This is a genomic window from Pseudomonas sp. A6 (genome assembly GCF_052367875.1).
Classification (GTDB): Bacteria; Pseudomonadota; Gammaproteobacteria; order Pseudomonadales; family Pseudomonadaceae; genus Pseudomonas; species Pseudomonas citronellolis.
The window spans coordinates 196,811-222,313 of the sequence record NZ_CP198970.1; the positions used below are offsets into that span (position 1 = coordinate 196,811).

Below are 25,503 nucleotides of genomic sequence, written 5' to 3' on the forward strand. Positions count from 1 at the left end.
GGTGAAAGACGATGGAAGAAATGCTGATCTCCCACGGGATCTACAACCTGATCATCTTCGTGCTGGCTGTGTACGTCGGCTACCACGTGGTATGGAACGTCACCCCCGCGCTGCACACCCCGCTGATGGCGGTGACCAACGCCATCTCGGCGATCGTCATCGTCGGCGCCATGCTGGCCGCCGCCCTGACCGTCACCCCGCTGGGCAAGATCATGGGCACCCTGGCCGTGGCCCTGGCCGCGGTCAACGTGTTCGGTGGCTTCCTGGTCACCCGCCGCATGTTGGAAATGTTCAAGAAGAAAGCGCCGAAAGCGCCGGCGGAGAAGCACTGACCATGAGCATGAACCTCGTCACTCTCCTTTACCTGATCGCCTCGGTCTGCTTCATCCAGGCCCTGAAGGGCCTGTCGCACCCGACCAGCTCGCGGCGCGGCAACCTGTTCGGCATGGTCGGCATGGCCATCGCCGTGCTCACCACCGTCGGCCTGGTGTTCAAGCTCGGCGCGCAACTGGCCGAGGGCGGCAACGCCGCCGCCGGCATCGGCTACATCCTGGTCGGCCTGCTGATCGGCGGCAGCGCCGGTTCGATCATGGCCAAGCGCGTCGAGATGACCAAGATGCCCGAGCTGGTCGCCTTCATGCACAGCATGATCGGCCTGGCCGCGGTCTTCATCGCCATCGCCGCCGTGGTCGAGCCGCAGTCGCTGGGCATCGTCCAGCATCTGGGCGACACCATCCCCACCGGCAACCGCCTGGAGCTGTTCCTCGGCGCGGCCATCGGCGCCATCACCTTCTCCGGTTCGGTGATCGCCTTCGGCAAGCTGTCGGGCAAGTACAAGTTCCGCCTGTTCCAGGGCGCACCGGTACAGTTCGCCGGCCAGCACATGCTCAACCTGGTGCTGGGCCTGGCCACCCTGGGCCTGGGCCTGGTGTTCATGTTCACCGGCAACCTCGCCGCCTTCGCCCTGATGCTGGCCCTGGCCTTCATCCTCGGCGTGCTGATCATCATCCCCATCGGCGGCGCCGACATGCCGGTGGTGGTGTCGATGCTGAACTCCTACTCCGGTTGGGCCGCGGCGGGCATCGGCTTCTCGCTGAACAACTCGATGCTGATCATCGCCGGCTCCCTGGTGGGCTCCTCGGGCGCCATCCTCTCGTACATCATGTGCAAGGCGATGAACCGCTCGTTCTTCAACGTCATCCTCGGTGGCTTCGGCGCCAGCACCGACGACGCCGGCCCGGCTGGCGCCAAGGAAGCCCGCCCGGTGAAGTCCGGTTCGGCCGACGACGCCTCCTTCCTGCTGACCAACGCCGACAGCGTGATCATCGTCCCCGGCTACGGCCTGGCGGTGGCCCGCGCCCAGCACGCGCTGATGGAACTGGCGGAGAAGCTGACCCACCGCGGCGTCACCGTGAAGTTCGCCATCCACCCGGTCGCCGGGCGTATGCCGGGCCACATGAACGTGCTGCTGGCCGAGGCCGAAGTGCCCTACGAGCAGGTGTTCGAGATGGAAGACATCAACTCCGAGTTCGGCCAGACCGACGTGGTGCTGGTGCTGGGCGCCAACGACGTGGTCAACCCGGCGGCGAAGAACGATCCGAAGTCGCCGATCGCCGGCATGCCGATCCTCGAGGCCTACAAGGCCAAGACCGTGATCGTCAACAAGCGCTCGATGGCCAGCGGCTATGCCGGCCTGGACAACGAACTGTTCTACCTGGACAAGACCATGATGGTCTTCGGCGACGCCAAGAAAGTCATCGAAGACATGGTCAAGGCCGTCGAATAACGACAGCCGTCGATCCACAAGACACCGGCCGCGCGCCGGTGTCTTGCTTTGCCGCAAAGGAAAACCCTCTGGACTTTGGTAGTAAGGAAGGCAGTGGTGGGGCGATTTTTCGACCTTGGTATAAGGGCGAAAAATCGCCGAATCCCTAGACTGGCCGCCTTGCACTCCCCATAAAGCCTGAGGTTTTTCCATGTACCGTGATCGCGTGCGCCTGCCTTCCCTGCTCGAGAAGGTGATGACTGCTGACCAGGCCGCAGCCCTGATCCAGGACGGCATGACCGTCGGCATGAGCGGCTTCACCCGCGCCGGCGAAGCCAAGGCCGTGCCGGAGGCCCTGGCCCAGCGCGCCAAGCAGCAGCCGCTGAAGATCAGCCTGATGACCGGCGCGAGCCTGGGCAACGACCTCGACAAACACCTGACCGAGGCCGGCGTACTGGCCCGGCGCATGCCCTTCCAGGTCGACAGCACCCTGCGCAAGGCGATCAACGACGGCTCGGTGATGTTCATCGACCAGCACTTGTCGGAAACCGTCGAACAGCTGCGCAACCACCAGCTCAAGCTGCCGGACATCGCGGTGATCGAAGCCGTGGCCATCACCGAGCAAGGCCACATCGTGCCGACCACCTCCGTGGGCAACTCGGCCAGCTTCGCGATCTTCGCCAAGCAGGTGATCGTCGAGATCAACCTGGCGCACAACACCAACCTGGAAGGCCTGCACGACATCTACATCCCGACCTACCGGCCGACCCGCACACCGATCCCGCTGACGAAGGTCGACGATCGCATCGGCAGCACCGCCATCCCGATCCCGCCGGAGAAGATCGTCGCCATCGTCATCAACAACCAGCCCGACTCGCCCTCCACCGTGCTGCCGCCGGACAGCGAGACCCAGGCCATCGCCAACCACCTGATCGACTTCTTCAAGCGCGAAGTGGACGCCGGCCGCCTGGCGAAGAACCTCGCGCCGCTGCAGGCGGGCATCGGCAGCATCGCCAACGCGGTGATGTGCGGCCTGATGGAATCGCCCTTCGAAGACCTGACCATGTACTCCGAAGTGCTGCAGGACTCCACCTTCGACCTGATGGACTCGGGCAAGCTGCGCTTCGCCTCGGGCAGCTCCATCACCCTGTCGAGCCGCCGCAACGCCGACGTCTTCGGCAACCTGGAGCGCTACAAGGACAAGCTGGTGCTGCGCCCGCAGGAAATCTCCAACCACCCCGAGGTGGTGCGTCGCCTGGGCATCATCGGCATCAACACCGCGCTGGAGTTCGACATCTACGGCAACGTCAACTCCACCCACGTCGGCGGCACCAGGATGATGAACGGCATCGGCGGCTCGGGCGACTTCGCCCGCAACGCCCACCTGGCCATCTTCGTCACCAAGTCCATCGCCAAGGGCGGCAACATCTCCAGCGTGGTGCCGATGGTCAGCCACGTCGACCACACCGAGCACGACGTGGACATCCTCGTCACCGAGCAGGGCCTGGCCGACCTGCGTGGCCTGGCGCCGCGCGAGCGCGCCCGGGTGGTCATAGAGAACTGCGTGCACCCGTCCTACCGCGACGCCCTGGCCGCCTACTTCGAGGCCGCCTGCCAGCGCGGCGGGCACACCCCGCACATCCTGCGCGAAGCCATGAACTGGCACATCAACCTGGAAGAACGCGGCCACATGCTCGCCGCCAGCTGATCCGGCATGCCTGGCGGGCCATTCCACAAAGAATGGCCCGCCAGGGTGGACAGTCGGAAAAAAACCACGTAAAAACACTTCCGAACAGTTTTTTATCCCACAGCGACTGTTCCACTTCTCCTACTGCCATCCCCGGCAGACCTGCTGAAAATCCTCAATCCCCCGCCGCCTGTGCACCACAATGGAGCGCAGCGGTACAGTTCGCCCCAAAATCGCCATTACAGTTCGCTGAAACAATTCGCTGACGCTATTTAATTCAAGGAAACTGTACCTATCGCGGCTGACCAAAAAGTCAGAAGATACTCCTCAACAACTTCCGCAACCCCACTACCCGCCAAAAGCGGGAAGGACGAAAATCATGGAACGTACCCTCGGTTCCGCCACTGTCAGCAACATCCGTTCTTCCTCCACCGCCCACCGCAGCCTGGTCGGCACCGTCCGCCTGTGGCAGCGCCGCATCGAGAGCCGCCGCCAACTGGCCCGCCTCGACTCGCGCCTGCTGGCCGACGCCGGCATCAGCGAAGCCCAGCGCTACGCCGAGCTGAACAAGCCGTTCTGGAAATAAGCAATACAGCTTCAAACTGTTACGGTCCGCGGTAAGCCAGCAGGACTGTACCGGTCACCCGTAACGGGCCGCTCCCTTCCCAGGTAGCGGCCCGTACTGTTTTCAGCCCTCCCGAATCCGCTGCTCCGTCATTGGGCAGGCGTGCCCGAACAGACGCGCTCAAAGCGGCCATAACAGTTGTCACTGCCGCCTGACTGTTCTCCCCGAATTTCCCCTGCCTGGCCCTGCCGGGCGATAGCCGCCCCTGCCAACCTGTATTGCCCACCAGCGACCGAGGTCGGCAAACATGGAACGTGCACTCGAACTCAACGGCTCCACCCCACGATTGACCTTCCTGTTCCGGCGCCTGCGCGCAGCATTTGGCCAGTGGCGCCACAACGCTCGCACCCGCTACCTTCTCGCCCAGTTCAACGAACGCGAACTGGCCGACGCCGGCATCGACCGTTGCCAGCGCGAGCGGGAACTTTCAAAACCTTTCTGGCGCTGAGCGGCTGGCCGCCGGGGGCGGGCTCCGCTAGTCTGCATCGGTAGCGCGCGGCAGCTTTGGCCGCGCGGTTTTATCTCGACTGGGAGTGTCCATTCATGAATCGTCTGCGCCTGCTTACCGCCGCCGCCCTGATCACCTGCGCCAGCGGCGCCTTCGCCAGCAGCTTCATCGTCACCACCGATGCGCTGGTCGGCGCCACCAAGGCCACCTCCGACGGTACCACCGACATCACCAACTCCTTCCGCGACGACAAGATCGTCCTGGACGCCCGCGACGACGCCGCCACCTTCGTCGCCACCGACGGGCAGGTGCGCGGCGCGCATCTGGAAGCGGCGCTGCGGCACATTCGCGGCAAGCTGCCGAGCCTGGCCGCCAACGACCTGCAGCTGGCCCAGGCGATCCTGGTCATCTGACCCCCGCTCTTCGCCCGGAGGCGCCTTTTCAGAGCGTCTACCGGGCCTGCAAGGCTGGCTCTTGCCGGCACATTCCGTTAGCCTTGGCGGCTGTGCTTTTCCGATCGCCATAGCCCATGCGCAGCCTGCTATTCCTGCTCACCGGCCTCTGCCTGGCCACCCCCGTGCTGGCCTTCGAACAGACCACCATGTTCGTCGCCGGCAGCAGCTACGTGACCAGCAAAGTCACCAGTACGCCTTTCGAGAACAAACTGCTCGGTGCCGCCCGCGATGATGCCGCCAGCTACATCGCCACCGACGGCCGGGTGCGCGGAGCGCGCCTGGAACAGGCGTTGCGCTGGCTGCGCACGCAGCATCCGGAGCTCGCGGCGAACGATCGGGAACTGGCCGAAGCCATTCTTGCCCAATAGTCAGTCGTGAGCAGCGCCCGCTGCCGTTTCGGAGACTCCCATGCGCCTCAGCTCGATCCCCAAGAGCCCCCTGATCCTCGGCCTGCTGCTGGCCGCCTGCGCCTCCAGCGCCCAGGCCCACTCGGTCATCCGCCTGTTCAACATCACCACCAACGCCATCGGCCGCAGCGTGGACTTCACCTCCGACACCACCACCTCGATCCGCGACATGAAGATCGTCCGCGAGGCCCGTGACGACGCCGCCAGCTTCGTCGCCAGCGAAGGCGCCATCCGCGGCGTGCAGCTGGAAGCCGCCTTCAAGGTGGTGCGCGAGCAACTGCCGGAAGCCCGCGACGCCTCCGACCAGCAGCTGGCCGAAGCCATCCTCGCTCTGTGATCCCCCGCGGCCGCCGCGCTCTGGCGGCACTGGGCCTGCTCGTCGCCGCCGGCGCCCAGGCCGACCTGCGCCTGGAGCTGCTGCCCGACGGCCTCGCCCCGGCGCAGCGTCAGGCCAGCCAGCAGTTGCTGGATGACGTCCGCCAGGCGCTGCCGCCACTCTTCGTCCAGGCCCTGGACCGCCGTGTCGAGGTGCAATGGCGCGACGACCTGCCGGGCAACGGAATGGGCCAGGCCCTGCGCCCCGGCGCCATCGCGCTGAACCGCAAGTACCTCGCCGCCCTCGCCGACGGCAGCGCCGCCACCCTCAAGACCGGCCGCAGCCACGGCACCCTGCGCCGCGAGCTGCAGGCCACGGTGGTCCACGAGCTGACCCACCTGTACGACCGCGGCCGCCTCTGGCTGCCCGCCGAGGCCCGGCTGATCCAGCGCTGCACGCGCCAGCAGGGCAGCATCGGGCGCATCGGCGAGGGCGCCGAGTGCCGCGGCCAGGGCAACCGCCGCTTCACCCTCTCCGACGACCCGCGCCTGCTCGACCTCGCCGGCTGGCCGCAGCTGGCCGGCAAGCGCGGCCAGCGCGAGCACGACAACCGCTTCGTCCTGCGCAGCCCGGACCGCTACGAGCTGAGCAACCCGCGTGAGTTCGTCGCGGTGAACATGGAGTACTTCGTTCTCGACCCCAGCTACGCCTGCCGCCGCCCGGCGCTGTACCGCTACTATGCCGAACGCTTCGGCGAACGCCCGCAGCGCCAGGCCTGCGCGCCGTCCTTCGCCTACCTCAACGCCGGCCGTGACTTCGGCCGTCAGCCGCTGGGCAAGCTGGACCCGGAGCGCGTCTACGAGGTCGATTACCTGCTGGCCGAAGCCAACGACCAGTGGATGAGCCGCTGGGGCCACGCCATGCTGCGCCTGGTGGTCTGCGCCCCGGGCCGGCCGCGCGGCCCGGACTGCCGGCTGGACCTGGACCAGCACCTGGTGCTGTCCTACCGCGCCTTCGTCGGCGACCTGCAGCTGTCCAGCTGGGACGGCCTGACCGGCTCCTACCCGTCGCGGCTGTTCGTCCTGCCGCTGTCCCAGGTGATCGAGGAATACACCAAGATCGAGCTGCGCAGCCTGGCCTCGATCCCGCTCAAGCTCAGCCGCCAGCAGATCGACGAGCTGGTGGAGCGGGCCATGCAGGTGCACTGGAACTACGACGGCAACTACTACTTCATCTCCAACAACTGCGCGGTGGAGACGCTCAAGCTGCTGCGCAGCGGCATTCCCGACCCGCGCCTGCAGGACCTCGACAGCATCACCCCCAACGGCGTGGTGCAGGTCCTGGAGAACCGCGGCCTGGCCGACGCCAGCGTGCTCGACGATCCCAAGCGCGCGCTGCGCCTGGGTTATCGCTTCGACTCCTTCCGCGACCGCTACCAGGCGATGTTCGAGGTGCTGCGCCAGCGCCTGGACATTCCCCAGACCAGGGTCGAGGACTGGCTGGCCCTGCCCGCCAGCGAGCGCCGCGCCTGGTTCGACAAGGCCGACCTGCGCGCCAGCGCCGCCATGCTGCTGCTGGAGCAGGCCTCGCTGCGGCGCCAGCTGCAACTGGCCCAGGACGAGCTGAAGCGCCTGTACCTGGGCCACCGTGACGACGCCCGCGCCGACCCCAAGCTGGTGGCGGCAGGCAAGACGCTGCAGCAGATCCTCGACGACAGCGGCTTCCTCAGCCAGCCGGCGGAACTGCTGGACAGCGGCTACGGCCTGCCGCAGCCGGGCGAATCGACGCGCCTGGAGCAGCAGACCCAGGCCCGCCAGGCCCGCCTGCGCCAGCTTAGCGACGACCTCGACCAGGAAGTCCGCGCGCTGCTGGAGCCGGAGCGCCGCGAGGAGTTGCAGGCGCTGGAGGCCAATCTCAAGCAGCTTGGTGCGCACCTGCGGGCGCTGCATAAGGCGGCGGGTGGGTTTGAGTTGCCTTGAGGGGCTGTTTCTGTAAGACCGACTGCGCCAAAGCGCTTTTCGTAGGATGGGTTGCAGGGGAGCACGTTGTAGGAGCGAGCTTGCTCGCGAATGGAACTCTGCCTGATGGTTTCGGTGCGTGTCCTGAAGAGCCCCTCTCCCTAACCCTCTCCCTGAAGGGAGAGGGGACCGTTCGGAGTGCTTGGATGCTCTGGAGTCAGCCGGCAGCACCGTTGGTTTCCGACTGAAACCATTCCTTCTCTCGGCACGGACAAGCCCCCTCTCCCTTCAGGGCGGGGCGCGCAGCCGAGGGCTGGGGAGAGGGGAGGAGTTGATCCGAAACACAGCAACTGCCGGTAAACGCCATTCGCGAGCAAGCTCGCTCCTACAACAGCCATCCTGCTCCAAACAAAAAACGCGCCCAAAGGCGCGTTTTTCATCAACGGAAGAACACCTCAGCGGCGCCCCTCCAGCTTGAAGTAGAAGACCTTGGTCGCCTGCCGCGCGACGATGCGGCCGCCGCTGATGCGCGGCTCGAAGCGCCAGGTGTCCATGGCCTGGCGCACGGCGTTGTCGAACATCCGCGGCGGCGAGGAGTCCAGCACCTGGATGTCGTCGATGCGGCCGTCGGCGGTGATGGTGAACAGCACCTTCACGTGGCCTTCGATGCCGCGGCGCTGGGCCATCAGCGGGTATTTCGGCGACTCCATGCGCAGCGGCTTGATGTCGCTGTCGTTGAGGCTGCCGGTGGGCAGGCCGGCCGGGCCCTGGGTGCCGGTCGGGGCAGCCTGGGCGCCCGGGGTGCTCTGGCCCACGGTCGGCGCGGCCGGAGGCGGCGGCGGGGAGGGCGGCGTCGGCTCGGCCTGGGCTTCCTCAGCCGGCTCGGGCTCGGGCTTGGGTTTCGGCTTGGGCTTGGGTGCCTTCTTCGGCACCGCCTTTTCCACCGGCTTGGGCTTGGGTTTCGGCGGCTCCGGCTTGGGCGGCTCGACCACCGGCTCCGGCGGCGTGGGTTGCGGCGGCTGCGGCTCGGGCGCGGCGGCCGGCGGTTCTTTCACCGGTTCAGGCTTGGGCGGCAGTTGCACCACGCTGACCTGCATGGTCGGCACTTCGCCACGGCCGAGGTTGAGCTCGTCGGGGCTGGGCACGGCCCAGACCAGGCCGGCGACCACGGCCAGGTGCAGCACCACGGACAGCCCGGAAGACTTCCACCAGCCCGCCTGCTGGGGCGGCTGCTCCGCTTCTTCCACGCCCTCCACCGGCGCGGCGTAGGGGATCAGCAGTTCGGAGACGGGCACTTCCTCGTCGCGGCGGGCGCCGGAGCAGTCCACCAGACGCAGGTTGGCTTCATTGCCACGCTGGGCGCTGACGCAGGGCAGCGAGAGTCCTTCGTCGCTGTCGGAAGACGAAGGAAGTTCCGCGGCGGACGCGACGAGCGCGGAGCCCGCCGGCGAGCGCGATTGCGATGGCGCCATGGGAGAAGCCTGTGGGGAAATGACCAGAATCTGATAATTATTATCATTCGCCCCGGGTATGGCAACCTTATTGGCCATCCGGCAACCAGGCACAGGTCAACATTTGCTGCTGCAGCGCCTGCAAATCCTGCTCTTCGGCGAAGATCAGCTCCAGCCGATTGTCCCGTCGCCAGGCGCTGGGCCGCCAGGGCTCGGCGCCCGTGACCCGGTTGCAGGCCTGCCAGCCGTCCTCGCAATGCAGCACCGCCTTGGCCCGCAGCAAGCCGTCCAGGCCGGCCAGCCAGGCCTCCAGCGCCGCGCGGCGGAAGCGCCAGTCGGCGTGCAGGCGCCAGCCGACAGCCTGGTGCCCGCCATCGCTATGCACCTGCCGCAGGGGCGCGGCGCGGGTGAGCAGCACCGGCAGTTCGGCCGCGGGGGCCGGCAGTTCCGTCGTCGTTGCCGAATCGAACCCAGCGACGAACGGCAGGCTCGCGAAGGGCAGGCGCCCCTGCTCGGTCCACACCAGCGGCAACGCCGGCAGGCTGGCTTGCAGACGCTCGCGGGCCTCTTCATCCAGACCTTCGCTCTTGTTCAGCACCAATAGCGCGGCATCGGCCAGGGCGTCCTGCTGCGCCTCCGGCAGCGAGGCCCCGGCGGCCAGCGCCGCGGCATCCAGTACCAGCAGCAGCGGCTGTGGCGCCAGCACGCCGCGCCAGGGCGCCTCGCCCAGTTGGCGCAGCAGGGTACGCGGGTGGCCGAGGCCGGAGGGCTCGATGAACAACCGCTGCGGCCGCGCCCTGCGCAGCAGGCGGGCGAGGCCGACCTGGAAAGGCGCGCCGTTGACGCAGCACAGGCAGCCGCCGGCCACCTCGCCTATGGCCACGCCGTCGGCGTCGGTGGCCAGCAGCGCGGCGTCCAGGCCGACCTGGCCGAATTCGTTGACCAGCACCGCCCAGCGCTCGCCAGGCGGGCGCTGGGCCAGCAGGTCGCGGATCAGGCTGGTCTTGCCGGCGCCCAGTGGGCCGCCGATCACATGGGTGGGAATCTGTTCGAGCATGGCGCCATGTTGCCGCCTGACGAGGGCGGGGAAAAGCGCTAGAGTCGGCCCTTCGCTCAAAGGACCCCGTTTTCATGCGTCTGCCGGCCCTGTTCCTGTCGTCCTGCCTCGCCCTGCCAGCCCTTGCCCACGCCGAAGCCTGCGTGGTGCACAGCCGCGGCAAGAACCTCGACGTGAAGGTCTGCCAGCAGAACCGCAGCATCCCGGCGAAGCTGTTCCACGAGGGTTTCTGCCAGCCGCAGCTGAAGGACCAGCAGGTCGAGGTGACCTACGCCGACGCCTGCCCCAGCGGCGCCTTCGGCGTCTGCAACAACGCCCAGGTGCCCAACAGCCCCTACCGCCAGGACATCCACTACTACGGCGTGGCCAGCGACGCGCGCTTCCTCCAGCCGTTCTGCGAAAGCCAGAGCAAGGGCCAATGGCACGCCGGCAAGTGACCGTCATGCGCCTGTCATGGGCGGCTGTTCTACTGCTGGTCGGGTACCTCACACCCACTGGCACCCCACGCCAGCAAAGATCTTGGTGATAGGGCCGCCCCGCGCGGCCCTCTTTTTTCCGACTCTATTTCCCGCGTTTTCGCCATCCGGACCGGCGGTATCGCCGTTCGTCCGCGCAAAGGTGTCTTGCGCAGTTGGCCCTTCTGTCAAAAGGTCACATCCGCTAAGTTTTCAGAGCGTGAGGTACCTTTGGGGGTTACGCATGAGCACGTCTATGAACCTGGACGGCCCCTTCTATCCACCGGCGCTGGGGGCGCCGGAACGACTCAGCGCGGAGCAGTTGCGCGCCTCGTTGGAAATCACCATGGCCGAGCACGGCGGCGGCGCCGTCTGGCTGTTCGCCTACGGCTCGCTGATCTGGCGCCCGGAGTTCCCGGTGGCCGAGGCCAGCCGTGCGCGGGTGCACGGCTACCACCGCGGACTCTACCTGTGGTCGCTGACCCACCGTGGCACCCCGGAGATGCCCGGCCTGGTGCTCGGCCTGGACCGCGGCGGCTCCTGCGGCGGCTTCGCCTACCGGCTGCCCGACGAGGGTCTGGACGCCAACCTGTTCGCCCTCTGGCAGCGCGAGATGCCCTACGCCTCCTACCGCCCGGAATGGCTCAGCTGCCGCCTGGAGGATGGCCGCCGGGTGCGCGCCCTGGGCTTCGTCCTCGAACGCCACCTGCCCAGCTACGCCGGCTCGCTGCCGGACAGCGTCGTGCAGCGCGTGTTCGACAGCGCCCAGGGGCACTTCGGCACCACCCGCGAATACGTCGAGCAGACGGTCAGCGCGCTGCGTGCCTGCGCCATGCCCGACCTGAACCTGGAAGCCTTGCTGGCGCGTTGCTGCGCCAAGGCTTCCGGCTGAATCAGGGCGCCGGCTGGCGCACCTCGATCGGCTGTGCGGGCGTCTCGTCCAGGCCCCAGGCGGATTCGTCCGCCCAGTCCTCGCCGAAGATCTCGACGGGGTGCTGGGTGCGGCTGGAGCCGTTGCCGCAGCCCATGGCCGAGGCCGGGCAGTAGCGGTCGCAGCCCCAGCAGATGCGTTCGGGGTGGGCGGGGTGCAGGGGGAATTTCTTCGCCATGGGGAATTGCCTGGAGGGAGTGGGCCCAGCGTCGATTCAACGCCTTCCAGCCCCCTGCGTACTTGTCGCGAATCAAGAAGTGCGGGAATAAGCAAATACAGCATAAGCAAAGCATTTTTTATTCCTTAATTTATTGACGAAGCCCACCTACACTGCCTCCCCATGACGACTTTCAGGGGGATGAACCCATGCGCAGCGAACGCGTCCGCTATGTCCTGGTGCCCGGCTGGCACGGCTCGGAGGGCGAGCACTGGCAAAGCCACTGGCAGCGCGCGCTGCCCAACGCCTCGCGGGTGGAACAGCGCGACTGGGTGACGCCGCGGCATGTCGACTGGGTTGCCGAACTGGACCGCGAGATCCGCCGCCAGCCCGGCCGCGTGGTGCTGATCGCCCACAGCCTGGGCTGCGTCACCGTCGCTTCCTGGGCCCGCCGCGCCGGGCCCAGGGCCCTGGCCCAGGTGGCAGGCGCCCTACTGGTGGCGCCCGCCGACGTCGAGCGCGAGACCTGCCATGCGGCGCTGCGCAACTTCGCCCCCATCGCCCTGGACGCCCTGCCTTTTCCCAGCGTGCTGGTGGGCTCGGACAACGACGCCGCCTGCAGTCCGCAGCGCGCCTTGCAGTTGGGCCGCGCCTGGGGCGCCGAGACGTTGATCCTGCCGGATGCCGGGCACATCAATGTGAAGTCCGGTCATGGGGCCTGGGAAGCCGGCTACCGTCACCTGTTCCGCCTGCAGTACCTGATCGACCAGCGCGAACGCCGCCGGGCCTGAGCGAGCCGGAAAATCCGGCCTCAGCCTGCAGGAGCAACTGTCTTTCCAACTGCGCCGAGGTGCTTTTCGTAGGATCGAGGGGGACGCCTAGTTCTTGCTCGCGAACAAGCGCGGTGCCATGCGGTTCGCGAGCAAGCTCGCTCCTACGAGAGGCCGTGCCTTGCCCATACGGTAGGAGCAACTGTCTTGCGCCGATGCGCTCTTCGTAGGATGGGTTGAGCTTGCGATACCCATGCTGCCGTGGTGATGGGTATCGCTTCGCTCAACACCATCCTACGAAAAGCCGTGCTTCCCTGGAGGTGTAGGCGGGCCCTGCCCGCGATTTCGCGCGCAGGGCGCGCTCCTACATGGGAATGCATTGGTGCTCGGGCTTGCCCTCTTCCAGAGGGTGAGGGGACCGCAGGCTCCGAGCGCGGGTAGCACGGTGTAGCGGATCTCATCCGCGATCCGGCTGTCATGAGTGTCGCGGCATGACAGCAGAAACCCATCCTACGAACCTGCCGCTCCCGCCTCGCGCCGTGCGCGGCCTTCGAGGCGGCGGCGCAGGCCGTGGTTTTCCAGGCTCAGCCGGCAGCCCTTGGCCGCCGCGGCGCGGCCCCAGTCCTCCAGCAGTTCCATGCAGGCGTGGTCGATGTAGCGCAGGTGCTGCAGCGGCACGTGCAGCGTGGTGCCCGGCTTCACCTGGTCCAGCAGGCGCGCCAGCTGCGGTACCCGCAGGAAGGTGGCGGCGCCCACCAGGCGCAGCTCGGCTTCGTCGCCGGCGCCGTTGTAGTGCAGGCTGGCCTTCAGCCGCGCGGCCTTCAGCGCCAGCTTGAGCAGGGTCAGGGCGAAGCCCACCAGTACGCCGGTGAGCAGGTCGGTGAGGACGATGCCCAAAGCCGTGGCCAGGTACACCAGCGCCGGCATCCGCCCGTAGCGCAGCAGGCCGGTGAGCGCCTTGGGATCGGCCAGCTTGAGCCCGGTGTAGACCAGCACCCCGGCCAGGCTGGCGATGGGAATCTGCCGCAGCAGCCCGCCGAGCAGGGCGACGAAGGCCAGCAGCCAGAGGCCGTGGAGAATGGCGGACAGGCGGCTGCGGGCGCCGGCCTGCACGTTGGCCGAGCTGCGCACGATCACCCCGGTCATCGGCAGCGCGCCGAGCAGGCCGCAGATCAGGTTGCCGACGCCCTGGGCGGACAGCTCGCGGTCCATGTCCGAGCGCGGCCCCTGGTGGATGCGGTCCACCGCGGCGGCGGAGAGCAGCGTCTCGGCGCTGGCGATGAAGGCCACCGCCAGGGCCGCCAGCAGCAGCTCGGGTTCGGCCAGGCGCAGCAGGTCGGCCGGGCGGACCCAGTCGATGGCCTGGCTGAGCTGTTCCGGCACTTCCACCCGCAGCACGTCCATGGGCAGCGCCAGGCTCGCCAGGGTCGCCGCGCTCACCCCGAGCAGGGCGCCGGGCAGGAAGCGCAGGCGCGCCGGGCGGAAGCGTTCCCAGCCCCACATCAGCGCCATGGTGCCGAGGCCCAGGGCCAGGGCCTGCGGGCCGTTGCCCAGCGAGGCGGCGAGGGCGGCAGGGAATGCCAGCAGGTTGTCCAGCCCCGAGGCCTGGGGCTGGAGGTCGAGCATCACGTGGACCTGCGACAGCACGATGAGGATGCCGATGCCGGCGAGCATGCCGTACACCACCGCCGGCGCGGTGACGCGGAACCAGCAGCCCAGGCGCAGGCGCCCGGCGACCAGCTGGATCAGCCCGGCCAGCAGCAGGATCGGCCCGAGCATGGCCATGCCATGGCTGCGCACCAGCTCGAAGACCAGCACCGCCAGACCCGCCGCCGGCCCGCTGACCTGCAGCGGCGAGCCGGCCAGCAGGCCGACCACCAGGCCGCCGACGATGCCGGTGAGCATGCCCTTGGCCGGTGGCATGCCGGAGGCGATGGCGATGCCCATGCACAACGGCAGGGCGACGAGAAAGACCACCACCGAGGCCAGCAGGTCGCGGGGCAGGTTGTCCTTGAGGGCGCGCAGGGGCGCATGAAGGGGTTGGGGAACGGGCATGGCGCTGTCCTCCTTGGTTTTTTCGGGCGCGAGAAGGCCCACGACGCCGAGGTAGCGGCATCGACACGCGCAGGTTGTCAGGCCGCGCCGGCGGGCCGGCGCGGGGTTCGGGCAGGTGTCAGGTCAGGAAGCGGGCACGGCTGTCGTTGTGGAGGCGGGCGCCGTGCCCGTTTGGGTCAGGACTGCGAGTAGCGCGGGCGCGGCGTCGCCATGGGGATCGGACCTTCGCCGTCCAGCGGGCGGAAGTGGCCCACCTCGGCGTCGTAGCCCTTGATCTGGCTGGTCTCGATGTCATAGACCCAGCCATGGATGAACAACTGGCCGCTGGCCAGGCGCGCGGCCACCGAGGGGTGGGTCTTCAGGTGGTCGAGCTGGGCCACCACGTTTTCCTCGGTGAGGATGTCCAGGGTGTCGTGGCTGGCACAGCCGCAGTTCTGCTCGACTACCGTCTTGGCCACCTCGGCGTGGCGCAGCCAGGCCTTCACCGTGGGCATGCGCTCCAGCGTCTGCGGGTCGAGCACGGCCTTCATGGCGCCGCAGTCGGAGTGGCCGCAGACGATGATGTGCTGCACGCCCAGGGCCATCACCGCGAACTCGATGGCGGTGGACACGCCGCCGTTCATCTGCCCGTAGGGCGGCACCACGTTGCCGACGTTGCGGGTGACGAAGAGGTCGCCCGGCGAGCTCTGGGTGATCAGTTCGGGGACGATGCGCGAATCCGCGCAGGTGATGAACATGGCGCGCGGGTTCTGCGCATGGGCGAGCTTCTTGAACAGCGCTTCCTGTTGCGGGAAGACTTCCTGGCGGAACTGGCGGAAACCTTCGACGATGCGCCGCAGGGCCTCGTCGGCATTCTCCGTGATGTGCTCCTCACCGTGCGATTTGTCGTTCATTGCATGAGCCTCGAAGAGTGTCGATGGATTTTCCCATGCTTGCCGACGTCTCGCGCCTGGCGAAAAGGCACAAACGATGGGAAATGACTTTCGTGACCGTGGGGTCATCCTGTTCACGCAACCCTAGACAAGGAAGATTAATCAAAAATTAAATAATCGCTCTATCTCGCACGTTACAGATGTTTTTGAGGCAAGATCGCCGATGATGCCGACAAGCTATCATGGCCCGATGATGTGAATGCGCCGCCTCAGAACAGGCTCATCTGCGCCCGCGGGACCTGGAACAGCGAGCAGTCCAGCCCACCGTAGTCGCGGCGGTCCAGCCCGAGGCGGCGGGCGGCCAATTGGAAGCGCTTGGCCAGCAGTTCGGCGAACACGCCTTCCCCGCGCATGCGCGTGCCGAAGCGGCTGTCGTAGTCCTTGCCGCCGCGGCTCTGGCGGATCAGGCTCATCACGTGCTCGGCGCGGTCGGGGAAGTGCGCCTGCAGCCATTGCTGGAACAGCTCGGAAATCTCCAGCGGCAGGCGCAGGAGGATGTAGCCGGCCGAACGCGCGCCGTTGTCGCGGGCGGCTTCCAGCAGGCGCTCCAGCTCCATGTCGTTGACCATCGGGATCATCGGCGCCAGCACCGCGCTGACCGGCACGCCGTGCTCGTGCAGGGTGCGCATGGCGCGCAGGCGCGCGCCGGGGCTGGCGGTGCGCGGCTCCATGATGCGCTTGAGCTCGTTGTCCAGGGTGGTGAGGCTGAAGGCCACGCTGACCAGGTTGAGGCTGGCCAGTTCGCCCAGCAGGTCGAGGTCGCGCAGGATCAGCGAGCCCTTGGTGATGATGTGCAGCGGGTGGCGGAAGCGCAGCAGGATTTCCAGCGCCTGGCGCGTCAGGCGCTGCTCGCGCTCCAGCGGCTGGTAGGCATCGGTGTTGATGCCCAGGGCGATCGGCCGCGGCACGTAGCCGGGCTTGCTCAGCTCCGCTTCCAGGCGTTCGGCGAGGTTGGTCTTGGCGATCAGCCGCGTCTCGAAGTCGATGCCCGGCGACAGGTCCCAGTAGGCGTGGCTGGGCCGCGCGAAGCAGTAGATGCAGCCGTGCTCGCAGCCGCGGTAGGGGTTGATCGAGCGGTCGAAGCCGACGTCCGGCGACTGGTTGCGGCTGATCACCGTCTTCGCCTGCTCCATCCGCACCTCGGTGGCGCGGCAGGGCGGCGCCTCGTCCTGGTACCAGCCGTCGTCCTCGGCCTCGCTGCGGGTCGGCGCGAAGCGGTTGTGCGGATTGCTGGCGGTGCCGCGGCCACGCGGCGGCAGGGGAGAGGACATGGGTGGGCTCCAGAAAATACTGTATATAAATACAGTATTCCCATGTGAATGACAGCCCCCGCCGATGGATGGTCGGGCGTAGGGCGGATAACCGTTCGCGGTTATCCGCCGTTTGACCATGGCTCCAGGCCCCCTGCGGAGCCAAACCCGAAGCCCCGCCTCAAGGCGCTCCGAACCCGACCAGGAAGCCGACATCGGGTTGGGTAACGGCGTACAACCGCGAACGGTTGTACGCCCTACGAATGGTGATGGGTATCGCTTCGCTCAACCCATCCTACGAGAGTGTTTCTCCCGCACCCCGTAGGAGCGGATTCATCCGCGATTCCGCCGGCAGGGCCGGCGCTCATGCCATTGCCGACCTCAGATCAACACCCGCAACAACCAGTACAGCAGCGCCGCCAGGCAGATCGCCGCCGGCAGCGTCAGCACCCAGGCCAGCAGCATGTTGCGGATGGTCTGCCATTGCAGGCCGCTGCCGTTGGCGGTCATGGTCCCGGCGACGCCGGAGGAGAGCACCTGGGTGGTGGACACCGGCAGGCCGTAGATGTCCGCCGCGCCTATGGTGAGCATCGCGGTGAGCTGCGCGCTGGCGCCCTGGGCGTAGGTCAGCGGCTGCTTGCCGATGCCCTCGCCGACGGTGGTGACGATGCGCCGCCAGCCCACCAGGGTGCCCAGGCCGAGGGCCAGGGCCACCGCCACCTTGACCCACGGCGGGATGAACTGGACGGTGTCCAGGCTGCGGTCGCGCAGGGCCTGCAGGGTGCTCCAGGTGTCCACGTCGAAGACCTGCTCGGTGCGGTCGAGCTGGCGGATGGTCTCCACGCTCAGGTACAGCTCGTTATGCAGCGCCAGCACCTCGTCGTCGGGCAGCCCGCTCAGGTCGTCGTGGCCGCGCAGGCGCGCGCCTATGTTGTGCAGTTGCGCGGCCAGCGCCGGCAGCACCTCGGGGGTCAGGCGCTGCTCGCTCTGGTAGTCCAGCAGCACCCGGCGCGGGGCCGTGGGGATGTCTTCCGGGGCCAGCCGGCGCAGCTGCAGTTCGGCCCGGTGCGCCAGTTCGCGCAGCTGCTGCACCTGGGCCGGCGCCTGGCCGCGGTCGACGGCGAAGCTCAGCGGCATCAGCGCGGCGAGGATCAGCATTATCAGGCCGATGCCCTTCTGCCCGTCGTTGGAACCGTGGGCGAAGGACACCCCGGTGCAGGTCAGCACCAGCAGCGCGCGGATGCCCAGCGGCGGCGGCTGGCGCCCCTGGGGTGCGCTGAACAGCGTCTTGCGCCGCGCCACCGCGCGCATACCCAGCAGTAGCAGGCCGGCGCCGAGGAAGCCCAGCAGCGGCGACAGCAGCAGGGCGTAGCCGACTTTCTGCAGCTGCTCCCAGGCGCTGCCGTCGATGCCCAGCGTGCCGCTCAGCACGCCGTGGGCCAGGCTCACGCCGACGATGGAGCCGATCAGGGTGTGCGACGACGACACCGGCAGGCCCAGCCACCAGGTGCCGAGGTTCCACAGGATGGAGGCGCCGAGCAGGGCGAAGATCATCGCCAGGCCGGCGGCGCTGTCCACCCGCAGCAGCAGGTCCAGGGGCAGCAGGGTGACGATGCCGAAGGCCACCGCGCCGCTGGAGAAGAGCACGCCGAGCAGGTTCCACAACCCCGACCAGCCCACCGCCAGCTGCGGCGGCAGGGCGTTGGTGTAGATCACCGTGGCCACCGCGTTGGCGGTGTCGTGGAAGCCGTTGATGAACTCGAAGCCCAGGGCGATCAGCAGCGCCAGGGCCAGCACCAGCAGGGTGCCGCTGGGGCGCAGTTGGCCGCCCTGGGCGAGGATGTCCAGGGCCAGGTTGCCGAAGGTGTAGACCAGGCCGCCGCCGAGCAGGAGGAAGAACAGCACCTGCCCGGTGGGCGTGGCCACCTCCTGCAGCACCGGGTTCACCGGCATGCGCGAGACGCGCGTGGCGCGCAGGGACTGGAGCAGGTGGTAACGGTCAAGCACGTCCGCTGTGCTCCCTGTCGGAGACTGTGGTGTCGGGGGAGGGGCGAGGGGGCACTGGCGGCTCCTTCCTGCAAATGCCTAATAGCCTAGTCCGCCGGGCGGCGCTGCGGTTCTCCAATGTTTCCGAGATAGGCGGTCCAGGCGATATGTCAAATGGCTATTAGCCGTGCCAGTATTTCAGCCACTACGCTTTCCTGGTGGGCCACCCGAGGGCACTGTCATGCAGGAAGAAAGCCCAAGTGCGTTTCCGAGATGGATGCCAGCCATGCCCTACGACCAGCTCCCGGATGTCTTCGCGCAGATTCTCGAACAGGCCATCGATGGCGTGGTGGTGCTGGACGAGCACAACCGCGTGCTGCTGTTCAACGCCGCCGCCGAGCGCCTGTGGGGCTATTCCCGCGAGGCGGTGCTGGGCCAGGACGTCGGCCTGCTGCTGCCCCAGGAGGTGCGCCCGCGCCTGGACGCCAGCCTGGAGACCGAGGGCATCGTCGGCAGCCGCAGCGAGGTGCCGATGCGCTGCCGCGACGGCAGCCGGCTGTGGGGCTCGATGTCGATCTCGCACATCGAGTTCGACGGCAAGCGCCTGCTCACCGCCTTCGTCAAGGACTGCACCCTGCAGCGCCGCCAGCGCGAGCAGATGGACGTGCTGTCACTGGCCGCCAACGAGACCGACAACGCGGTCATCGTCACCGGCCGCGAGGGGCGCATCCTCTACGTCAACGCCGGCTTCAGCCGCATGTTCGGCTGGAACGCCGAGCAGGCCCAGGGGCGCTATCCCTCGGAGCTGCTGCAGGTGCCCCAGGCCAGCGTGCGGCGCTGGCGCCAGGCCGGCGCCGGGCTGTTCCGCAGCGAAGAGCTGGTGCGCGACCTGATCGGCCGGCCGCTGTGGTGCTCGGTGGTGGCCAACCCCATCCTCGACACCCGCGGCCAGCCGGTGAACTCGGTGATGCTGCTCACCGACATCACCCACACCAAGCTGCATGAAGTGCTGCAGAACAAGGTGCTCGACGCCCTGGTGCGCGAGCGCCCGCTGGTGGACGTGATGGACCTGGTGTGCCGCGAGGTGGAGCGCATCGCCCCGGAGGTCAAGGCCTCGATCCTGCGCGTGGACGCCCAGGGGCGCATGCACCCGCTGGCGGCGCCGAGCCTGCCGGAGACCTTCTCGCAGTCCATCGAGGGCGCGCGCATGGGCCCCCGCGCCGGCAGCTGCGGCACCGCGGCCTACCGGGGCAAGGCGGTGATGGTCAGCGACATCGCCAGCGACCCGTTGTGGGACGACTACCGCCATCTGGCGCTGCCCCTGGGCCTGAAGGCCTGCTGGTCGAGCCCGATCAAGAACAGCGAGGGCCGCGTCATCGGCACCTTTGCCTTCTACTACGAGCAGTGCCGCGGCCCGGACGAGCTGCACCTGCGCCTGGTGGACGTCAGCCTGCCGCTCTGCGCCCTGGCCCTGGAGCGCGAGGAAGCTCGCGCGCACATCCGCCAACTGGCCTTCTACGACACCCTCACCGGCCTGCCCAACCGCAGCCTGCTGCTGGCCGAGGCCGAGCAGGCGATGACGCGCATCGAGAGCGACGAGGCGGAAATGGCGGTGCTGTTCATCGACCTGGACCGCTTCAAGCAGATCAACGATTCCCTCGGCCACCCGGCCGGCGACGAGCTGCTGCGCCTGGTGGCGGCGCGCCTGCAGGAAGTGGTGCGCGAGCAGGGCCTGGTGGGGCGCCTGTCGGGCGACGAGTTCGTGGTGGTGCTGCCGTACTGCGGCGGCCTGCTCGCCTCGCAGATCGCCGAGCGCATCCTCGCCCGCCTGGCCCTGGCGCACCGGGTGGGCGGCGTCAGCCTGATCACCCTGGCGAGCATCGGTATCAGCCTGTTCCCCAGCAACGGCCGGGACATGGAGACGCTGCTGCACCGCGCCGACATCGCCATGTACCAGGCGAAGAACGGTGGGCGCGGCAGCTACCGCTTCTTCAGCGAAGAGATGAACCAGCGCGCCCAGGAACGCCTGGCCCTGGAAAGCGCGCTGCGCGAGGCCGTGCAGCGCCAGGCGCTGAGCCTGCACTACCAGCCCCAGGTGCGCCTGGACGACGGCCGCGTGCACGCGGTGGAAGCCCTGGCCCGCTGGCGCCACCCGCAACTCGGCGCGGTGGCGCCGAACCGCTTCATCCCCCTGGCCGAGGAGTGCGGCATCATCGGCGAACTCAGCCAGTGGGTGCTGCGCGAGGCCTGCCGGCAACTGGCCGACTGGCGCCGGCGCGGCATCCACGTTCCGGCGGTGGCGGTCAACCTGTCCCCCGCCGACTTCCGCGACCCCGACCTGCCGGTGCGCCTGCAGGACCTGCTGCAGCGCAACGGCCTGGCCGGCACCGACCTGGTGGTGGAAATCACCGAAGGCATGCTGCTGGACAACCACCCGGCGACCCTCGACATCCTCCGCGCCGTGCACGGCCTGGGCGTGCGCCTGTCGATGGACGACTTCGGCACCGGCTATTCCAGTCTCGGCTACCTGCACCGCCTGCCGATCAGCGAACTGAAGCTCGACCGCAGCTTCGTCGCCGAGCTGAACGCCGGCGCAGCGGCGCAGGCGCTGACCGACGCGGTGATGAACATCGGCCGCAGCCTGGAGCTGATGGTGGTCGCCGAAGGGGTGGAGGACGAGGCGCAACTGGAGCTGTTGCGCCAGCAGGGCTACCCGGTGGCCCAGGGTTACCTGTTCTCGCGGCCCTTGCCGGCGGCGGCGCTGGAGGAGTGGTTGGTGAGGAGGGGGAGGGGGTTGTAGGAGCGAGCTTGCTCGCGAACCGGGTTTGCCGGTGGCTCTGGCGTGTCGGGTTGACTCCGCTCCCTCTCCCCAGCCCTCGGCTGCGCGCCCCGCCCTGAAGGGAGAGGGGGCTAGTCCGTGCTGAGAGAAAGTTTGGTTTCACCTGAAACCTGCAGAGTTGCCGGCTGACTCAGGAATACCCAAGCACGCCGAACAGTCCCCTCTCCCTTCAGGGAGAGGGTTAGGGAGAGGGCGCTCTAAACCCCCAGCACCAATCCCCCCAGCAACCTCAATCCTTCTTCTTCAACTTCGGATTAGGGAAAAACTGCACCCCCTGCACCTTCGGATCAGCCGGCTTCTTCAACGCGCTGGTATTGACCCGCGTAGCCAACTCCTTCGGCACCGACTGCCCCTGGGCATTGAGCGTGTCGGCATAACCGCAGGCCACGCACTCGCGGTGCGGCACGCCGTCCTCGTCCCACATCAGGATCTTGTCCTGCTCGCTGCAGGCCGGGCATACCGCACCGGCGATGAAGCGCTTCTTCACCTCGGCCATCACGCAGCCTCCCCGGTCAGGCCGGAATGGCGCAGCAGCGCGTCGATCGACGGCTCGCGGCCGCGGAAGGCGACGAACAGCGCCATCGGCTCCTGCGAGCCGCCCTTGGCCAGGATGGCCTCGCGGAAGGCCGCGCCGGTCTGCGGGTTGAACACGCCCTCTTCCTCGAAGCGCGAGAAGGCGTCGGCCGACAGCACTTCCGCCCACTTGTAGCTGTAGTAACCGGCCGCGTAGCCGCCGGCGAAGATGTGCGCGAAGCTGTTGGCGAAGCGGTTGTACGCCGGCGGGCGCATCACCGCCACCTCGTCGCGCACGCCGTTGAGCACGTCGAGCACGCTGCGGCCGTCGCCGTGGCTGGTGTGCAGCTCGAAGTCGAACAGCGAGAACTCCAGCTGGCGCACCATCATCAGGCCGGACTGGAAGTTCTTCGCCGCCAGCATCTTCTCCAGGATGTCCTGGGGCAGCGGCGCGCCGCTCTCGTAGTGGCCGGAGATCAGCGCCAGGCCCTCGGGCTCCCAGCACCAGTTCTCCATGAACTGGCTGGGCAGCTCCACCGCGTCCCAGGCCACGCCGTTGATGCCCGAGGCGCCGGCATGCTCGACGCGGGTCAGCAGGTGGTGCAGGCCGTGGCCGAATTCGTGGAACAGCGTGGTCACTTCGTCGTGGGTCAGCAGCGCCGGCTTGCCGTTCACCGCCGGGGTGAAGTTGCACACCAGGTAGGCGACCGGGGCGATCAGCTGGCCGGCGGCGTCGCGGCGGCGGTCGCGGGCGCCGTCCATCCAGGCGCCGCCGCGCTTGTTGGCGCGGGCATAGAGGTCGAAGTAGAAGCGCCCGACGTGCTGGCCGTTCTCCTCGATCTCGAACAGGCGCACGTCCGGGTGCCAGCGCTCGAAGTCATGCAGCTCGCGGATCTGGATGCCGTAGAGCTTCTGCACGATGGCGAACAGGCCGGACAGCACCTTGTCCACCGGGAAGTACGCGCGCAGCGCTTCCTGCGACACGCTGTAGCGCGCCTCGCGCAGCTTCTCGCCGTAGTAGCCGGAGTCCCAGCTCTGCAGCTGCGCGCAGCCCTGCTCGGCGGCGTAGGCCTTGAGCTGGTCGAGGTCCTGCTGCGCGTAGGGCTTGCTGCGCAGCGCCAGGTCGCGCAGGAAGTGCAGCACCTGCTCCGGGGATTCGGCCATCTTGGTCGCCAGCGACAGCGCCGAGAAGTTGGCGTAGCCCAGCAGGCGCGCCAGCTCCTGGCGCAGGTCGAGGATTTCCTGCATCACCGGACCGTTGTCGTTCTGCCCGGCGTTGGGGCCCTGGTCGGAGGCGCGGGTGCAGTAGGCGGCGTAGACCTCTTCGCGCAGAGCGCGGTCGTCGGCGTAGGTCATCACCGCGAAATAGCTGGGGAATTCCAGGCTGATCAGCCAGCCGTCCAGGCCCTTGGCCTGCGCGGCCTGCTGCATCTGCGCCCTGGCCGAGTCGGTCAGGCCGGCCAGCGCCGCCTCGTCGGTGACGTGCTTGGTCCAGGCCTGGGTGGCGTCCAGCAACTGGTTGGAGAAGCGGCTGCCCAGCTCGGAGAGGCGCGCCTGGATTTCCGCGTAGCGCTTCTGCTGCTCGGCCGGCAGGTCGATGCCCGACAGGCGGAAATCGCGCAGGGCATGTTCCAGGATGGTCTTCTGCGCCACGTCGAAGTTCGCCGCGGCGGGGCTGGCGGCCAGGGCCTCGTAGGCCTTGAACAGCTCGCGGTTCTGGCCCAGCTCGGTCCAGTAGGCCGAGAGCAGCGGCAGGCAGCCTTCATAGGCCTCGCGCAGCTCGGTGCTGTTGCACACGGCGTTGAGGTGGCTCACCGGGCTCCAGGCCGCGCCCAGGCGCGCATGCAGTTCGTCCATGGCCAGCACCAGGCCGTCCCAGCTCGGGTTCGCGCCCTGTTCGGCGAGGATGCGCGCAATCCCGGCGCGGTTGTCGGCGAGGATCTGCTCGATGGCCGGCTTCACGTGCTCGGGGCGGATGGCGGAGAAGGGCGGCAGGTCGTAGGACTGCAGAAGGGGATTCGCGCTCACGGTGGCAACCTTGGCTGAGGAAACACCCGGCCATCTTAAATACAATCGACGGCATCCGCAGCCTGAAGGAAAACTATCGTGGCCATACGTTCGTATCAGGGTAAAACGCCGCAACTCGGCGAGCGCGTCTTCGTCGACCCCAGCGCCGTGCTTATCGGCGACATCGAAATCGGCGCCGACAGCTCGGTGTGGCCGCAGGTCACCATCCGCGGCGACATGCACCGCATCCGCATCGGCAGCCGGACCAGCATCCAGGACGGCAGCGTGCTGCACATCACCCACGCCGGCCCCTACAACCCCGACGGCTTCCCGCTGACCATCGGCGACGAAGTGACCGTCGGCCACAAGGTCCTGCTGCACGGCTGCAGCGTCGGCAACCGCGTATTGGTCGGCATGGGCTGCATCGTCATGGACGGCGCGGTAATAGAGGATGAAGTGATCCTCGGCGCCGGCAGCCTGGTGCCGCCGGGCAAGGTGCTGGAAAGCGGCTTCCTCTATGTCGGCAGCCCGGCGAAGAAGGCCCGCCCGCTGAGCGACAAGGAAAGGTCCTTCTTCGCCTATACCGCTGGCAATTATGTGAAGCTGAAGGACCAGCACATCGCCGAGGGCTATGCCGGGTAGGCCGTCCGTCAGTCATCTCTTTTCGCCAGGCGGCGTCAGCGTCAATCTGCGCCCGGCCCAGCCCAAGTGAGTTCCCATGCACTACCAGAACATCCTCTTCGACCTCGACGGCACCCTCACCGACCCGCGCGAGGGCATCACCCGTTCGATCCAGTACGCCCTGGCGCAGCTGGGCATCGACGAGCCGGACCTGCGCCGGCTCGAGCACTTCATCGGTCCGCCGCTGCTGCAGTGCTTCATGAGCACCTATGGCTTCGACGAGGCGCGGGCCTGGGAGGCGGTGAACCATTACCGGGTGCGTTTCAAGGACACCGGGCTGTACGAGAACCGGGTGTTCGACGGCGTCGGCGAGTTGCTGGCGCTGCTCGGCGGCCAGGGCCGCACGCTGTTCATCGCCACCAGCAAGCCCACCGTGTTCGCCGCCGAGATCGCCCGGCACTTTGACTTCGCCCGGCACTTCAAGGTGATCTACGGCAGCGAGCTGGACGGCAGCCGCACCAACAAGGTGGAGCTGATCGAGCACCTGCTGCGCCTCGAAGGCCTGGACCCGGCGCAGACGCTGATGATCGGCGACCGCAAGCACGACCTGATCGGCGCGCACCGCAACGGCCTGAGCGCCGCCGGCGTCGGCTATGGCTTCGGCAGCCGCGAGGAGCTGCTGGCCGAAAGCCCGGCGCACTACTTCGCCAACCTGGGCGAACTGCGCGCAGCCTTCGCCGCCGGCTGAGGCGCAAGACCCCGGGAGGACCGCCTCCCCGTGCCGCTGCGGGGGCGCCGTGGCGGTGGGGGAAATCGCG

Annotated in this window: 24 protein-coding genes; 15 read left to right on the forward strand and 9 right to left on the reverse strand. The window is 67.9% G+C overall.

Annotated features, from left to right (window positions below; all coding sequences use genetic code 11):
• Nucleotides 1-11: 11 nt before the first annotated feature.
• From ACTWJ5_RS00875 to ACTWJ5_RS00915, 9 genes are all read left to right on the forward strand, one after another.
• The gene (locus tag ACTWJ5_RS00875) at nucleotides 12-332 is read left to right on the forward strand and encodes an NAD(P) transhydrogenase subunit alpha (protein WP_009614711.1); all 321 of its coding nucleotides are present in this window, start codon (nucleotides 12-14) and stop codon (nucleotides 330-332) included.
• Nucleotides 333-334: 2 nt separating this feature from the next.
• The gene (locus ACTWJ5_RS00880; protein WP_116425930.1) at nucleotides 335-1,786 is read left to right on the forward strand and encodes an NAD(P)(+) transhydrogenase (Re/Si-specific) subunit beta; all 1,452 of its coding nucleotides are present in this window, start codon (nucleotides 335-337) and stop codon (nucleotides 1,784-1,786) included.
• Between the two features lie 190 nt (nucleotides 1,787-1,976).
• On the forward strand, nucleotides 1,977-3,473 hold the full coding sequence (locus ACTWJ5_RS00885; RefSeq protein WP_074980536.1) for an acetyl-CoA hydrolase/transferase family protein: 1,497 nt from the start codon (nucleotides 1,977-1,979) through the stop codon (nucleotides 3,471-3,473).
• A 358-nt stretch (nucleotides 3,474-3,831) separates the two neighbouring features.
• On the forward strand, nucleotides 3,832-4,038 hold the full coding sequence (locus tag ACTWJ5_RS00890; protein ID WP_009614715.1) for a DUF1127 domain-containing protein: 207 nt from the start codon (nucleotides 3,832-3,834) through the stop codon (nucleotides 4,036-4,038).
• 286 nt (nucleotides 4,039-4,324) lie between these two features.
• Nucleotides 4,325-4,525: a DUF1127 domain-containing protein gene (locus ACTWJ5_RS00895; protein ID WP_074980537.1), complete on the forward strand. Its 201-nt coding sequence runs from the start codon at nucleotides 4,325-4,327 to the stop codon at nucleotides 4,523-4,525.
• 95 nt (nucleotides 4,526-4,620) lie between these two features.
• The gene (locus ACTWJ5_RS00900; RefSeq protein WP_074980538.1) at nucleotides 4,621-4,938 is read left to right on the forward strand and encodes a DUF2388 domain-containing protein; all 318 of its coding nucleotides are present in this window, start codon (nucleotides 4,621-4,623) and stop codon (nucleotides 4,936-4,938) included.
• Nucleotides 4,939-5,054: 116 nt separating this feature from the next.
• Nucleotides 5,055-5,348: a DUF2388 domain-containing protein gene (locus ACTWJ5_RS00905; protein ID WP_058487845.1), complete on the forward strand. Its 294-nt coding sequence runs from the start codon at nucleotides 5,055-5,057 to the stop codon at nucleotides 5,346-5,348.
• Nucleotides 5,349-5,388: 40 nt separating this feature from the next.
• Nucleotides 5,389-5,724 carry a DUF2388 domain-containing protein gene (locus ACTWJ5_RS00910; protein WP_444437293.1) on the forward strand — a complete coding sequence of 112 codons (336 nt, stop codon included), beginning with the start codon at nucleotides 5,389-5,391 and terminating at the stop codon, nucleotides 5,722-5,724.
• A complete protein-coding gene (locus tag ACTWJ5_RS00915) occupies nucleotides 5,724-7,682 on the forward strand; it encodes a DUF7844 domain-containing protein (RefSeq protein WP_444439703.1) in 1,959 nt (652 codons plus the stop codon). The genes ACTWJ5_RS00910 and ACTWJ5_RS00915 overlap by 1 nt, the downstream gene beginning before the upstream one ends.
• Nucleotides 7,683-8,116: 434 nt before the next feature.
• On the opposite strand, the gene ACTWJ5_RS00920 is transcribed toward ACTWJ5_RS00915, so the two are convergent.
• Together ACTWJ5_RS00920 and ACTWJ5_RS00925 are read right to left on the reverse strand one after the other, a co-directional pair.
• Complete coding sequence (locus tag ACTWJ5_RS00920; RefSeq protein ID WP_444437294.1) at nucleotides 8,117-9,133, reverse strand: energy transducer TonB; 1,017 nt, start codon at nucleotides 9,131-9,133, stop codon at nucleotides 8,117-8,119.
• 67 nt (nucleotides 9,134-9,200) lie between these two features.
• Nucleotides 9,201-10,169, reverse strand: coding sequence for a CobW family GTP-binding protein (locus ACTWJ5_RS00925; RefSeq protein WP_253407755.1), 969 nt, complete (start codon nucleotides 10,167-10,169; stop codon nucleotides 9,201-9,203).
• Between the two features lie 74 nt (nucleotides 10,170-10,243).
• Between ACTWJ5_RS00925 and ACTWJ5_RS00930 the strand changes: the two genes are divergently transcribed.
• On the forward strand, nucleotides 10,244-10,606 hold the full coding sequence (locus tag ACTWJ5_RS00930) for an NADH:ubiquinone oxidoreductase (protein ID WP_249918198.1): 363 nt from the start codon (nucleotides 10,244-10,246) through the stop codon (nucleotides 10,604-10,606).
• A 262-nt stretch (nucleotides 10,607-10,868) separates the two neighbouring features.
• Nucleotides 10,869-11,516 carry a gamma-glutamylcyclotransferase gene (locus tag ACTWJ5_RS00935; RefSeq protein ID WP_253391046.1) on the forward strand — a complete coding sequence of 216 codons (648 nt, stop codon included), beginning with the start codon at nucleotides 10,869-10,871 and terminating at the stop codon, nucleotides 11,514-11,516.
• A gap of 1 nt (nucleotide 11,517) precedes the next feature.
• Here ACTWJ5_RS00935 and ACTWJ5_RS00940 read toward each other — a convergent pair whose 3' ends face one another.
• Nucleotides 11,518-11,733 (reverse strand): DUF3079 domain-containing protein, encoded by a 216-nt coding sequence (locus ACTWJ5_RS00940; RefSeq protein ID WP_249918196.1) that lies wholly within the window; start codon nucleotides 11,731-11,733, stop codon nucleotides 11,518-11,520.
• A 188-nt stretch (nucleotides 11,734-11,921) separates the two neighbouring features.
• On the opposite strand from ACTWJ5_RS00940, the gene ACTWJ5_RS00945 reads away from it, so the two are divergent.
• Nucleotides 11,922-12,503, forward strand: a complete 582-nt coding sequence (locus tag ACTWJ5_RS00945; RefSeq protein WP_444437295.1) for an alpha/beta hydrolase — start codon at nucleotides 11,922-11,924, stop codon at nucleotides 12,501-12,503.
• A 489-nt stretch (nucleotides 12,504-12,992) separates the two neighbouring features.
• On the opposite strand, the gene ACTWJ5_RS00950 is transcribed toward ACTWJ5_RS00945, so the two are convergent.
• The 4 genes from ACTWJ5_RS00950 to ACTWJ5_RS00965 all read right to left on the reverse strand — a co-directional run bounded on the left by ACTWJ5_RS00950 (nucleotide 12,993) and on the right by ACTWJ5_RS00965 (nucleotide 18,672).
• Nucleotides 12,993-14,537, reverse strand: coding sequence for a SulP family inorganic anion transporter (locus tag ACTWJ5_RS00950; protein ID WP_444437296.1), 1,545 nt, complete (start codon nucleotides 14,535-14,537; stop codon nucleotides 12,993-12,995).
• A gap of 176 nt (nucleotides 14,538-14,713) precedes the next feature.
• Nucleotides 14,714-15,430: a carbonic anhydrase gene (locus tag ACTWJ5_RS00955; RefSeq protein ID WP_444437297.1), complete on the reverse strand. Its 717-nt coding sequence runs from the start codon at nucleotides 15,428-15,430 to the stop codon at nucleotides 14,714-14,716.
• A 248-nt stretch (nucleotides 15,431-15,678) separates the two neighbouring features.
• Nucleotides 15,679-16,740 carry a PA0069 family radical SAM protein gene (locus ACTWJ5_RS00960; protein ID WP_116425926.1) on the reverse strand — a complete coding sequence of 354 codons (1,062 nt, stop codon included), beginning with the start codon at nucleotides 16,738-16,740 and terminating at the stop codon, nucleotides 15,679-15,681.
• A gap of 360 nt (nucleotides 16,741-17,100) precedes the next feature.
• Nucleotides 17,101-18,672: an inorganic phosphate transporter gene (locus ACTWJ5_RS00965; protein WP_444439705.1), complete on the reverse strand. Its 1,572-nt coding sequence runs from the start codon at nucleotides 18,670-18,672 to the stop codon at nucleotides 17,101-17,103.
• A gap of 319 nt (nucleotides 18,673-18,991) precedes the next feature.
• Between ACTWJ5_RS00965 and ACTWJ5_RS00970 the strand changes: the two genes are divergently transcribed.
• Complete coding sequence (locus ACTWJ5_RS00970; RefSeq protein ID WP_253407777.1) at nucleotides 18,992-21,505, forward strand: EAL domain-containing protein; 2,514 nt, start codon at nucleotides 18,992-18,994, stop codon at nucleotides 21,503-21,505.
• Between the two features lie 268 nt (nucleotides 21,506-21,773).
• On the opposite strand, the gene ACTWJ5_RS00975 is transcribed toward ACTWJ5_RS00970, so the two are convergent.
• Both ACTWJ5_RS00975 and prlC read right to left on the reverse strand, forming a co-directional pair.
• Nucleotides 21,774-22,040 carry a YheV family putative zinc ribbon protein gene (locus ACTWJ5_RS00975; RefSeq protein ID WP_301500440.1) on the reverse strand — a complete coding sequence of 89 codons (267 nt, stop codon included), beginning with the start codon at nucleotides 22,038-22,040 and terminating at the stop codon, nucleotides 21,774-21,776.
• The gene (prlC, locus tag ACTWJ5_RS00980; RefSeq protein WP_444437298.1) at nucleotides 22,040-24,085 is read right to left on the reverse strand and encodes an oligopeptidase A; all 2,046 of its coding nucleotides are present in this window, start codon (nucleotides 24,083-24,085) and stop codon (nucleotides 22,040-22,042) included. The genes ACTWJ5_RS00975 and prlC overlap by 1 nt, the downstream gene beginning before the upstream one ends.
• A 78-nt stretch (nucleotides 24,086-24,163) precedes the next feature.
• Here prlC and ACTWJ5_RS00985 point away from each other — a divergent pair, with 78 nt between their 5' ends.
• The gene (locus ACTWJ5_RS00985) at nucleotides 24,164-24,706 is read left to right on the forward strand and encodes a gamma carbonic anhydrase family protein (protein WP_423360040.1); all 543 of its coding nucleotides are present in this window, start codon (nucleotides 24,164-24,166) and stop codon (nucleotides 24,704-24,706) included.
• 76 nt (nucleotides 24,707-24,782) lie between these two features.
• Nucleotides 24,783-25,433, forward strand: coding sequence for an HAD family hydrolase (locus tag ACTWJ5_RS00990; protein WP_253392045.1), 651 nt, complete (start codon nucleotides 24,783-24,785; stop codon nucleotides 25,431-25,433).
• The last annotated feature ends 70 nt before the right edge of the window (nucleotides 25,434-25,503 follow it).